At 42.0% G+C, this 12733-nt stretch carries 12 protein-coding genes; 3 read left to right on the top strand and 9 right to left on the bottom strand.

What is annotated here, in order from left to right:
• Positions 1-104 precede the first annotated feature (104 nt).
• Genes FZC41_RS11690 through prmA form a run of 4 tightly spaced genes read right to left on the bottom strand, consistent with a single transcriptional unit; the run spans position 105 to position 3480 of the window.
• Positions 105-449: a histidine triad nucleotide-binding protein gene (locus FZC41_RS11690; RefSeq protein ID WP_148567597.1), complete on the bottom strand. Its 345-nt coding sequence runs from the start codon at positions 447-449 to the stop codon at positions 105-107.
• A gap of 14 nt (positions 450-463) precedes the next feature.
• Positions 464-1777: a tRNA (N(6)-L-threonylcarbamoyladenosine(37)-C(2))-methylthiotransferase MtaB gene (mtaB, locus tag FZC41_RS11685; protein ID WP_148567596.1), complete on the bottom strand. Its 1314-nt coding sequence runs from the start codon at positions 1775-1777 to the stop codon at positions 464-466.
• 1 nt (position 1778) lies between these two features.
• The gene (locus FZC41_RS11680; protein WP_148567595.1) at positions 1779-2540 is read right to left on the bottom strand and encodes an RsmE family RNA methyltransferase; all 762 of its coding nucleotides are present in this window, start codon (positions 2538-2540) and stop codon (positions 1779-1781) included.
• 1 nt (position 2541) lies between these two features.
• Positions 2542-3480: a 50S ribosomal protein L11 methyltransferase gene (gene prmA, locus FZC41_RS11675; protein WP_148567594.1), complete on the bottom strand. Its 939-nt coding sequence runs from the start codon at positions 3478-3480 to the stop codon at positions 2542-2544.
• 419 nt (positions 3481-3899) lie between these two features.
• On the opposite strand from prmA, the gene FZC41_RS11670 reads away from it, so the two are divergent.
• The 3 genes from FZC41_RS11670 to FZC41_RS11660 are packed head-to-tail and all read left to right on the top strand — an operon-like array spanning position 3900 to position 6005.
• Complete coding sequence (locus FZC41_RS11670; protein WP_148567691.1) at positions 3900-4250, top strand: BMC domain-containing protein; 351 nt, start codon at positions 3900-3902, stop codon at positions 4248-4250.
• A 3-nt stretch (positions 4251-4253) separates the two neighbouring features.
• Complete coding sequence (locus FZC41_RS11665; protein WP_148567593.1) at positions 4254-4724, top strand: EutP/PduV family microcompartment system protein; 471 nt, start codon at positions 4254-4256, stop codon at positions 4722-4724.
• Between the two features lie 12 nt (positions 4725-4736).
• Positions 4737-6005 (top strand): phosphotransferase, encoded by a 1269-nt coding sequence (locus FZC41_RS11660; protein WP_148567592.1) that lies wholly within the window; start codon positions 4737-4739, stop codon positions 6003-6005.
• A gap of 176 nt (positions 6006-6181) precedes the next feature.
• On the opposite strand, the gene FZC41_RS11655 is transcribed toward FZC41_RS11660, so the two are convergent.
• The 5 genes from FZC41_RS11655 to dnaK form a co-directional block, all read right to left on the bottom strand.
• Complete coding sequence (locus tag FZC41_RS11655) at positions 6182-6616, bottom strand: RrF2 family transcriptional regulator (RefSeq protein WP_148567591.1); 435 nt, start codon at positions 6614-6616, stop codon at positions 6182-6184.
• Entirely contained in the window at positions 6616-7548 is a 933-nt protein-coding gene (cysK, locus tag FZC41_RS11650) for a cysteine synthase A (protein WP_148567590.1), read from the bottom strand. Before cysK ends, FZC41_RS11655 begins: the two co-directional genes overlap by 1 nt.
• Positions 7549-7684: 136 nt before the next feature.
• Positions 7685-8959: a helix-turn-helix transcriptional regulator gene (locus tag FZC41_RS11645; RefSeq protein ID WP_148567589.1), complete on the bottom strand. Its 1275-nt coding sequence runs from the start codon at positions 8957-8959 to the stop codon at positions 7685-7687.
• A 437-nt stretch (positions 8960-9396) separates the two neighbouring features.
• A complete protein-coding gene (gene dnaJ / locus FZC41_RS11640; RefSeq protein WP_148567588.1) occupies positions 9397-10578 on the bottom strand; it encodes a molecular chaperone DnaJ in 1182 nt (393 codons plus the stop codon).
• Positions 10579-10863: 285 nt separating this feature from the next.
• Entirely contained in the window at positions 10864-12705 is a 1842-nt protein-coding gene (gene dnaK / locus FZC41_RS11635; protein WP_148567587.1) for a molecular chaperone DnaK, read from the bottom strand.
• Positions 12706-12733: the final 28 nt, after the last annotated feature.

The raw sequence follows: 12733 nt of genomic DNA, 5'->3' as shown, positions 1-12733 counted from the left end.
TCAACCCCCCCCTCTAATCCGTTGCTAATTTCCGGAACTATCTATTAACATGGTATGAGTCAAACTATATTATATGCAATATTCAGGTCTCTGTCAATCATTTTTCAACCGGGCGGCCATAATAATGGTCTGCCACCTAATAAATGATAATGAAGATGGGGAACCGTCTGGTTTCCGTCCCTACCACAATTAATGACCAGACGAAATCCTGAATCTGCTATTCCTAATTTCAATACGATTCGATTGACAACAGTATGGATATGAGAAATAATATCGTTTCCGGCAGGAACCGATAAAAGCGAATCAAAATGTTCTTTGGGAACAATGATCACATGAACCGGAGCTTGAGGATTTACGTCATTAAAAGCCAATATTAAATCATCCTCATAGACAATTTCAGATGGCAATTCTTTATTGACAATCTTACAAAAAATACAATCCTGAGACATTTATTTTCCTCCTTCTATATAAAATTTCCTGTTAATTTATTAGAATGCGTATTTATATATAATACCCTAAGTTCGATAATTTTACCATTTATTTTTTCATCGGTATTAAGCACCACGGGAATGTAATTTTTGGTGTGTCCTTCATAGCCATTATCATCATGAGTCGCCTCAAAAAGAACCTCCGCGATTTGCCCGTCATTTTTTATTAAGAACTTCTCTTCCAGCTCATTGGTCAATTCGCTCAAGATGTGGCTCCTGGCGGTTTTCACCGTTTCATCCACCTGATCTTCAAATTTTTCCGCCTTTGTTCCCAAACGTCGGGAATACTTAAACACGTGGATTTTATAAAAGCCCACCGCCCTGGCAAAATCCAAGGTCTCTTCAAATTCCGCCGGGGTTTCCCCTGGAAAACCGACCATAACATCGGTTGTAAGCGCCGCCAGCGGAAAGACTTCCCGAATCTGATTGACAATGTCAAGATACTCCGCAGTTGTGTAGTGACGGCCCATGCGTTTAAGCACCGTATCACTGCCACTTTGAAGAGATAAATGAAAATGCGGACAAAAGCTGTCAAGTACCGCCAAACGTTTTAAACGGGATGCGTTAACAAACTTAGGTTCCATGGATCCTAAGCGAATGCGTTTTAAACCATCAATCTTATCAAGCTCCTCGATTAAATCAATCAGGTCCGTGTTTCCCTGATCCACCCCGTAAGACGCAATATGGATACCCGAAAGCACCACTTCTCGATATCCCATTTCAACCACGCGTTTCGCTTCAGCGACGACATCCTCTTTTATTCGGCTTCGCACCGGTCCCCGGGCGAAAGGCACAATACAGTACGTGCAAAACTGATTGCAGCCCTCCTGTATTTTTATGACCGCCCGAGTCTTCCCCTTTACCTCAGAAATCGTCAACGGTTCAAAAACTTTTTCCCTCATGATATCCGAAACAAAATCACGCTGATTTTGATCCTGCCGATGGGCATCAATGAAAGACAGAATCTCAATCCTGTTTTTCGTCCCGATCATCAAATCCACTTCTTCAATCTTTTCAACTTCTTCCGGAGCAACCTGAACATAACAACCCACTGCACAAATGACGGCATCTGGATTCAGCCGTTTAGCCCGGCGCATCATTTTTCGAGACTTTTGATCGCCTAAATGGGTGACGGTGCAGGTATTAATGACATACACGTCCGCTATTTCAGTAAAATCAACAATTTCATAGTCAGCCCTTTCGAAGATTTCCATCATGGCTTCACTGTCATAGGTATTTACCTTGCATCCCAATGTCATAAAGGCTACTTTTTTTTGAGAACTATTCATCTTAACTCTGTACACCTTCTTTCCAAAAATTCAATTGACTCAGCACCACCATTCCCGCCGTTTCCGTTCTTAAAATGCGTTTTCCCAGCGAAACACTCACAGCCCCGGCCTCCCGGCAGTGTAGAACCTCCTGAGGATCAAATCCGCCTTCCGGTCCGATGATGACGCCGATCTTCAGCCGTTTTCGCGATTCATTATTTTCTTCAAACTGCATCAGCACTTTTTTTAGCGTCTGTTTATTTTCATCCTCATAAGCCAACAGCAGCAAATCAAAATCGGAAACTTTGTTAAGGATTGCCTTTAAGGTATGGAGTTCTTTTACCGCTGGAACAATCCCCCGTTTGGATTGTTTGGCCGCTTCATAAGCGATGCGTTGCCACCGTTCGATTTTTTTATCCTTTTTATCTTTAATCTGAGAAATTGAGCGCATGGAAAAAAAGGGAACGATTTCTCTGACCCCCAACTCCACACTCTTTTGAATGATCACTTCCATTTTTGTTCCCTTGGGCAACCCCTGAAACAAAGTGACCTGCAGATCAGCGGTTTCCCCCTGCGAAGCCCAAATTTTCTTGATAACGCCTGAAATGGACTGACTCCCCGGTGATTCTAAAGCGACCTGATAGTCCGTTCCCTGACCATCACAAATCTCGATGAGATCATCCTTTGCCAATCGCAATACCTTTGTAATATGTTTAAAATCCTCACCGGCAATGAGAATCTGCTGATCTGAAATTTGGTCGGATTTGACAAAAAAGCGATGCATTCTAATCTCTCTTTTGGGCGACGACACCAACCCATTCACCCATCTGCTGGACAAAGAGTATTTTAAAATTTTCTTCTTCTAAAGCCACCAGCACATCGACTAGCCGGTCAATGATAATTCCGGAAGAAATAAAAATGCCATTTTCCTTTAAATAAGGGCGAATAATGCCGGACAGCTCCACAATGGCGGCCGCTAAAATATTGGCCACGATCACATCCGCTTCCCCATCGATCACATCCAGAAGATTTCCTTCCCGAATTTCAACCATATCGCCTAAATCATTAAGTTCAGCATTTTCCCTGGCAATTCGGACCGCCAGCGTATCAAAATCGACGGCAATCACTTTTTTCGCTTTAAGCTTCCCGGCAATTAAAGACAGCACCCCGGTCCCGCAGCCAATGTCAAGCACCACATCCCCAGGCTTGATGTATTCCTCAAGTTTAATGGCACAAAGCTGAGTCGTTTCATGCGTGCCGGTGCCAAACGCCATTCCCGGATCGATATTGATGACAATTTCGTCCTTTCCAGGTTCGTATTCTTCCCAGGTGGGTTTGATGACGATACTTTTTCCCACTTTTGTCGGTTTATAAAACTTTTTCCAGGAATTAGCCCAATCGTCCTCTTCAATTTCAGTAATCATCAATTCGCAGTCACCAGGATCAAGTCCACAGGCAGGCAATGTTTTAACCGCAGCAATCAATTGATCCAAAGCCTTCTCCGTATCTTCGACTTCGCTGAAATATCCCCGTATAATGGAAACATTCGGATCCATTTCCAAAAGAGATTCATCCACAAAATTAACCTTTGGATCTTGTTGAATTAAAAGCACATCTTGAAGCGTTTGTATCGCCACGCCCTGAGCCCCGGCTTCATAAAAAGCATTAACGACGGCTTCCTCAGCTTCCAATGTAGTTGTGATTTGAACTTCTTTCCAAAGCATTCCCGTACCTCCAATTTAATTTATATTTTATTATATCATTATCTCATTCTCTTTGACAATTTTTCATTATAACTTATCTCACCGACAAATTAAACATGTTTTTTGTTTCTTTGTTAATTTGTCATTTACTGTTTTATTGGTTTGTTGGTTTCTGCTCTGTTGCTCTGTTGCTCTGTTTCTTTGTTTCTTTCTGCTTTGTAGGGGCGATTCTCAATCGCCCGCGAACGTTTTTATGAAACCAACGTTTGCGGGCGGGCAATGCCCGCCCCGACAACCATCTTGTTAAAAATTTTGCCATCAGATGTTAACAGAAATATTTTGCCGGCTTTCTGTAAAAAATGGTTAATCGATGTAACGGATTCCAATTTAATGCTATAATAAATTTAGTTTCAATTAAATAAAAAGAAAAGGTGACCAACATGGAAACTGAAAAAAAGAACCGTTCGATCCAAGAATACGTTCCCGGTAAACAGGTTACACTCGCACATATTATTGCCAAACCCAAAAACGATATTTACGTCAAACTCGGCCTGGACGATGAAGCCAGTGATGCCATCGGCATCTTAACCATCACGCCAAGTGAAGCCGCCATTATTGCCGCCGATGCCGCAACCAAGGCAGCCCCGGTAGAAATCGGATTTCTGGACCGTTTCAGCGGATCACTCGTCATCACCGGCCGGGTCAGTGATGTCAAAGCCGCCGTCACCGAGATTCTCAACACTTTAAATCAGATTTTAGGCTTCGACATTCCTAAAATTACCTACTCATAAAATATGGCAAGTAATCGAAAACGGGTGGCCCTTATCGGAAAAATCGGCAGCGGAAAAACCACCCTCATGCAACGGCTCTCCCAAGAGGAACTGATCTACGCAAAAACACAAATGATTAGTTATACCGACCATTTTATTGATACCCCGGGAGAGTTTATTGAGTTGCCTTTTTTTGCCCGTCAAGCCATTAATGTCACCATGGATGCAGGCCTGGTGATCCTTGTGAATTCCTGTATCGACCCGCAAAATTCAGTCTCTCCCAATTTTGTCCACACCTATAACATTCCCTCCATTGGCGTGGTGACAAAAATTGACCGTGAAGATGGCAATATTAAGCGCAGTCGAAATCTTCTCGTTTATGCCGGCATTCATCCAAAACATATTTATGAAGTGAGTGCTTATACCGGAGAAGGCATTGAAGAATTACAAAAAGTGATCCACCATTATATGGATCCCCATCGAAATAAAAAGTAAAGGAAGATGATTATGACCACTGATAGCTATGGCAATTTGACATCGGAAGGCGTTGCCGCCTACCTCAAAGAAAAAGAAATCTTTCCTGCCGATGCTCACTTAACCGTTGAGGATCTCCACGCTGTAAAGGAAAGCATTGAAGGTTTTGTTAATTTAATTTTTCATGTTTATGACGATAACGGAAAATCCGTTATTCTTAAACAAATGCTTGAATTTCCGCGATACCGCATCGAAGATGAAAAAAATGATACGGTCGAAGCCGAGGATGCTGGCGAAGACGGCGGTTGGACCTTGGATTTAGGACGGATGCGTTCAGAAATTGCTGTCCTGATTTTCTGGAATACCGTTTGCCCCGGTATTTGTCCGGAAATGTATCTTTTCGATGAAGCGAACCGGATCATCGTCATGGAAGATTTGATGGCACTGAGTCTGTTGCGATTTGATTTATGCCGAATGGTTAAACACCCAATGTTTCCCGAAAGAATCGGCACTTTTTTTGCCCGCAATCTTTTCTTTTCATCCAATCTCCATCTGACCCGATATAAGAAATCCGAAGTAGAACGCTTTTTTGTCAATCCCGAATACAACGCCCTCTGCTCATCTATATTTGAAGATAATATTGCCGTCTCGATGAAGCGGGAAATGGCGTCCGGTACCGAAGCCAAAAGAAAAGAGCTTGTGGATAATCCTAAAATCAGTGCGGAAGTCAAACGCTTGCGAGAGAATTTTATGGAAAACAAAGAATGTCTGATCCATACCGACCTGCACAGTTCCAACATCATGATCAACCAGGAAGATGTACGCATTATCGATGGCGAATTTGGCGGATTTGGTCCATTAGCTCAGGATTTCGGACGGCTAACCGCCAGTCTGAGTCTCAATTATATTTCCTGGTTTGGAGATGATGAAAAATCCGCGCCGGAAAAAGCCGACTATCAGGTTTATTTATGTGAGACCATCGAAAGCCTCTACCATGTTTTTCAACAGGAATTCAGAAATCTGGTGGCCACCTATCAGGAAGAAAGTTACAGTCTTAAAATTCTTGATGTCGATTTCTACCTGATCAAACAGCTTCAAGATGCACTTTCCTATGCCGGCGCCAACATCACTTCACGACTGGCAAATCGCGGCATCTGTTACGATATTTCAAGACTCCCTAAAGAAAACCGGACCCTCCCATCCATTCTGGGCATGACGGTTGCCGAAGAACTGCTTCTCAATCACGAGAATTATACCGCAATCGAAGAATATACACGATTTCTAAAAACGCTCACTAAATAAACAAGCATAGGGGCGATCCCTGCCATTCATTCCGGCTTTTAACTCTCAAAAAAAAGCGTAGGGGCGATCCATGATCGCCCACCAACGCTTATCTCCAAAACCATCGTCTGCAGGCGATCATGGATCGCCCCTACAAACCTTAATCGCCCTGCAAACCTTAATCGCCCTTACTAATCTTAAATATAATACTCGCAAGTACCTTTTTCATGATAGCGCCTGACCAAATCAGCCAGTGTGATGTTGTTCACCACATTTTCGATGGCCTCTTTAATCTCCTGCCAGACCTCCACCGTCACGCAGCGATCTGCTCGTTCGCAGTTGCCTGGTTCATCCAGACAGGCAACCGGGGAAAGTTCCCCTTCCATTAATCTTAAAATCATCCCAACTGTGTATTCTTCGGGGGGTTTTGTCAACTGATAGCCACCCTGAGATCCCCGGACGCTTTTGACATACCCCGCCCGGGAAATCTGAGTAATAATCTGCTCCAGATATTTTTCTGAAATTTCCTGGCGTTCAGCAATCCGTTTAATGGGAATATACTCCCCGGTATTGTTGATTGCCAAGTCCAACATTAAACGCAGCGCATATCTGCCTTTTGTGGATATTTTCATTATGCGTATAACCCCACGGATAAGTAGCGTTCACCGGTATCCGGCATAAGGACAACAATAGTCTTGCCTTTATTCTCAGGTCGTTTCGCCAACAACGTTGCTGCGTAAAGCGCCGCACCAGAAGAAATTCCGACCAAAAGGCCTTCTTTCTTTGCTACTGTTTTTGCGGTTTGGAAAGCATCTTCATTGCTGACGCCAATTACTTCGTCATATACCTTCGTATTTAAAACCGCGGGAACAAAACCTGCTCCAATCCCCTGGATTTTGTGAGGACCCGGCTTTCCGCCTGAAAGTACCGGTGATGATTCAGGTTCTACCGCAACCACTTGTACTCCTGGTTTTCTCTCTTTCAAGACCTCACCAACACCGGTAATCGTTCCCCCGGTGCCAATTCCGGCTACAAAAATATCCACTTCACCATCTGTATCATTCCATATCTCAACCGCCGTGGTCTTTCTGTGGACTTCCGGGTTTGAGGGATTTTCGAACTGCTGTGGAACATAAGCATTCGGAATGGTCTCCGCCAATTCATTCGCTTTGGCGATAGCTCCTTTCATGCCGTCAGCGCCAGGTGTTAATACCAGTTCAGCACCCAAAGCGGCAAGTAAGTTTCGACGTTCAACACTCATGGTTTCAGGCATGGTTAAAATCATGCGATAGCCCTTAGCCGCTGCCACAAAGGAAAGTCCAATCCCCGTATTTCCGCTTGTCGGTTCAATAATGACAGTCCCCTCTTTAATAAGGCCTGCTTTTTCGCCATCTTCAATCATCGCCAATCCAATCCGATCCTTAACCGATGACAAAGGGTTAAAATACTCTAACTTTGCCACAATCTTAGCATCAAGTGCCAGTGTTTTTTCATAATTTGATAATTCCAATAAAGGCGTATTCCCGATTAAATCAGTTAATTTTGTTGCGATTTTTTTTGACATTATATTACCTCATTTCTTTTATTTTTTTTAATTCATATTAAGTCTATATGATTTACTTGATATGTTTATTATATGCCGCCATCTTTTTTTTGTCAATATAAAAATACCGGATTTCTCCGGTATTTAAGGTTGATGTCTAATTTGCAGTATTTTCAACTTTTCTAGAATATTCATCTATTTCATCCGGTGAATAAACATAAAAACTGTAGGGCAGATAATCAAATAATTCTTTAAAAACGGTCACAATCCCAATCTCACTGACACACAAAGCGATTATTTTTTTGTTGTTTTTATCGAAAATATAAAATACCAATTGTTCATCATCTACTAAGTATTGAATTCCCAATGCTCCTGAATCACTGATAAAGCTATCTCTTAAAATAAATTCACGAGATTTGTCTGCGCTGTTTTTATCAGGGAAAGTCAGTAATTGTTTTTCTCTGCTTATTATTGGTTGCTCAAAAGAATCGATCATCGTTTGATGTATTTGGTCCAAGGTATAATATTTTGTTGAATCATTATCGGCGCCAATTTTTTCCAAGGCTGGGATGGATTGCCGGGGATTCTCAACAGCTTTCTTTTCCACCAGTTGTTCACAACGATTTAATATGGACTGAGCCTTTTCTCGATAATACGTAATTATTTGCGGATTATCAGAAATAATCGCACTCTCAAAATCACGATCAATGATAATCACATGTTTGGATGTAATAAAATAATTAGGAACGATGATGCTGATATCATCATAAATCTTTGTGCCGGTATAAAAATAGTAAGGTTCATAGTTAACGTTTTCAAGACATTTTAATGGGAGAACCCGGTTAAGAATATCCAGATTATTTCCCAGCTTCTTCTTGTTGACGAGGGGAATAATATTTTGAATTTTTCCGCATTTATGCTGACCATTGGCCATCTTTATAATCGATTCATATAAAAACAAGTGTTTGAAATTAATTGACATGATGATATGTGCTTTTTCATTTTGATCCATTTCTTCAATGAAAGCGCTTCTAATCAATGCTTCAATTTCAACCTGACCTTTGATAATCTGAGTTTCCTCATGAAAAAGATCATTTTTTATCCGATACTCATCCTGTCCAACACTGTTTATATTCAAGTCAACATGCTCACTTAATATCGTGTATAATGAAAAAACATCCTGAACATTCTTTATCAGCTCTTTCTCATCGCATTCTTTTTCATACAAGGTATAAAGTGCTTTCTTTCTTTCTTTTGTCAGATTAAGAACCGTCATCATTTCCTGAAATTTTTTTAAATGAATTTTTCTTTTTCCGGTAAAAAAGTGTTGCAGGGTTGTTCGATCGACATCCACTTCTTTTGCCAATTGGAAAACCGAAATTTTTTTCTCCTGAATGATCGCTTTGACAGCATTACCTAGTTCTCGGCCCATATTTACCACCCTTAATCTATTGATAAATTATTTTCATAACTCCAACTCGCTATCTTTCTTCACCGTTTCATCACTTATTTTTCACATTTTCTTCACATTCTATCAGAAAAGTGAATGCAAATCAATGTTTAACAGGTTGGGTATCGCAATTATTTTTTTGTATGAAATTTTGCGCAAAAATTGGTGCTGGCTATTCCACCAACACCAAATATTATAGAATCAAAAGAATACCGGATTTCTCCGGTATTCTTTTCAAGCCTATTTTTTTATCATTAATCTGTCGGGGCGGGTAGTACCCGCCTGCAGATGGTCTGTGTAAAACAAATGTTGACGGGCGATTAATAATCGCCCCTACACTGTTAAATTTGTCTATCAGTCAACACAAAATAGTAAAGACGGACATACTCCCGCCCCGACACGATTCAATCAACTTTTTATCATGCGTCTTTTTTGGGACTATTTTCTTTTTCTTCGGTCTCAACCCGAGACCAGAAACGCTTTCCTTCAGGATGGGCATCGGCACCGGTAACCTTCGCAAATTCTTCCAGCGCGTGGCGTTGCTCACGGTTTAGTTTACGGGGTACTTCCACCTTAATGGTTATAAATAAATCCCCGCGGCCACGGCCATTCACATTGGGTATGCCTTTGCCTTTCAGGCGGAAGACCTTCCCGTTTTGCGTTCCCTCAGGAATCTTAAGCTTAATCCTGCCATCAATCGTTGGTACGACCAAGCCGTCTCCCATGGCTGCCTGAGCATAGGTAATGGGCACTTCATAATAAACATCGTCCCCATTTCGTTTGAAGAGCAAATCTTCTTTCACGTTCATATAAACGTAAAGATCGCCTTTACTGCCATTGTTCGGCCCAGCGTTGCCCTCACCTCGCAGCGGCAGCATTTGTCCATCATCCACACCGGCAGGAATCTTTATATTAATGGTACGTTCTTTTAATTCAACACCTTTGCCATGGCAAGTCGCACACGGTTTATCAATGATTTTTCCTTCGCCATGACACTTATCACAGGTCTGAACCTGTTGAACCGTCCCAAATGGTGTTTGCTGTCTGACATAAACTTGTCCGGAACCACCGCATTGATCACAGGTTTTAGCAGTTGATCCTTTTTCAGCACCGGTACCGCCGCAAGTTGAACAGCTTTCATTACGTTTGATCTTAATCTTTTTCTCAACACCAAATACCGCCTCACGGAAAGTCAAATTAATGCTGATTTTCATATCGCTGCCACGGTTCGATCGACTGCGGCCACGAGAACTTCCGCCGCTAAAACCACCGCCGCCGCCAAAGGCACTGAAAATATCCCCAAAGATATCCTCAAAGCCGCCAAAACCACCGCCACCGCTAAAACCACCGCCGCCATAGCCACCGGCACTGGGGTCAACTCCGGCATGACCATACTGGTCATAACGAGATTTTTTATCAGCATCGCTTAATACTTCATAAGCTTCATTGGCTTCTTTGAATTTTTCTTCAGCCGCTTTATCACCCGGATTTTTATCAGGATGGAACTCCATTGCCTTTTTCCGATAGGCTTTTTTTATCTCATCTGCACTAGCTGTTTTGCCAACACCCAGTACCTCATAGTAATCTCTTTTTTCGCTCATAAATTTATCTCACCTCTTTTGAATCCTTCTCAACAACTAAACAACTATTAATTATACCCTATTAAAGCGAAAGAGTAAAAGTGTTTTTTTGCTCAAGCACTAAAAACAAAAATAGTGGCAGCGATCGCTGCCACTCAAACTGTAGACAAACTATCAAGCAAGTTTCTTGCAATAATCGTAACATCAGTTGTCGGCATCATGGCGAACAGGCGATAGCCTGTTTGATCATGCAGCCGACAACGATTTATTATTGTCACAAGGAACGCGTTGTTTGTCAACAGCCTTTTATTTTTTTTCGTCTTCTTTTACTTCTTCGTATTCAGCTTCTACAACATCATCATCGTCACCCTGAGCAGCAGCATCCTGTCCTTCAGGTTGTTGTTGGGCCGCAGCTTCTTCATACATTTTTTGAGCCAATGGGTAGAATGCTTCGTTCACTGCTTCCGTTGCTTTGGTAATCGTTTCGACGTCTTCCCCTTCACTGGCTGTTCTAAGTTCAGCCAGTGCCGCTTCAACTTTTTTCTTGTCGTCGTCTGAAACTTTACCTTCCATTTCCTTTAAGGATTGTTCAGTTTGATAAATGGTGGAATCGGCAACATTCTTAGCTTCAATCAAAGCCTTGGCTTTTTTATCTTCATCAGCATGTTGTTCCGCTTCTTTTACAGCTTTGTCAATTTCATCATCGCTCATGTTGGTTGTGGATTTAATCACTACATTTTGAGTTTTGCCTGTTCCGATATCTTTAGCCGATACACTAACGATACCATTGGCATCAATATCAAAGGTTACTTCGATTTGAGGAATCCCGCGACGTGCTGAAGGAATACCGGTTAATTGGAACCGACCTAATGTTTTATTATCTTTAGACATTTCGCGTTCACCCTGTAAAACATGGATGTCGACCGCCGTTTGATTATCTGCAGCAGTTGAGAAAGTCTGGCTTTTTTTAGTAGGAATGGTGGTATTACGATCGATTAAGCGAGTGAACACACCACCTAATGTTTCAATACCCAATGATAATGGAGTGACATCAAGTAGTAAGACGTCATTCACTTCACCGGCTAAAACACCACCCTGAATAGCTGCCCCAATCGCAACACATTCATCCGGGTTAATACCCTTGTAAGCTTCTTCGCCGGTAATATTCTTAACGGCATCCTGTACTGACGGTGTTCTTGTTGAACCACCAACCAGGATAACTTTATCTAATTCATTTTTAGCAAGACCGGCATCCTTCATCGCCTTTTCAACCGGACCAGTGGTGCTTTTTACAAGATCCGATGTTAATTCATCGAATTTAGCTCGGGTTAAGGACAATTCTAAATGCTGCGGACCTTCTGCTGTCGCGGTGATAAATGGCAGGTTGATATCTGATTTCATCACGGTTGACAATTCAATTTTAGCTTTTTCAGCGGCTTCTTTAAGTCTTTGAAGGGCCATTTTGTCGTTTTTAAGATCAATCCCGTGAGATTTCTTAAACTCGGCTGCCATCCAGTCAATAATTTTCTGGTCAAAATCATCACCGCCAAGGTGATTGTTTCCGTTCGTTGCCTTAACTTCAAACACACCATCCCCTAATTCAAGAATGGATACATCAAAGGTTCCGCCGCCAAGGTCATAAACCATAATTTTATGACTGGTATCTTTGTCCAGGCCATAAGCAAGGGCTGCCGCTGTTGGTTCGTTGATAATTCGCAAAACTTCCAGACCGGCAATCCGGCCGGCATCCTTGGTTGCCTGTCTTTGCGCATCACTAAAGTATGCCGGTACGGTAATAACGGCTTTAGTAACTGTTTCTCCCAAATAAGCTTCGGCATCTGCTCTTAATTTCTGCAGAATCATTGCCGAAATTTCTTGCGGCGTATAGCTTGAATCATCTATTTTCACCTTATAATCGGTTCCCATTTCACGTTTGATTGAAGCAATGGTACGATCCGGATTGGTAACAGCCTGTCGTTTAGCGACCTGTCCAACCAATCGTTCGCCATCTTTTGTAAAAGCTACAACCGATGGGGTCGTTCTATTTCCTTCTGCGTTTGGGATAACAACTGCTTCTCCGCCTTCTAAAACGGCTACACAAGAATTTGTTGTTCCTAAGTCAATCCCGATAATTTTTTCTTTGCCCATATCTATTTCCTCCTGAAATTATTTCATA

Origin of the sequence: Acetobacterium paludosum (assembly GCF_008086595.1) — a bacterium.
Lineage (GTDB): Bacteria > Bacillota > Clostridia > Eubacteriales > Eubacteriaceae > Acetobacterium > Acetobacterium paludosum.
This window is presented reverse-complemented; position numbering and strand designations above follow the sequence as displayed.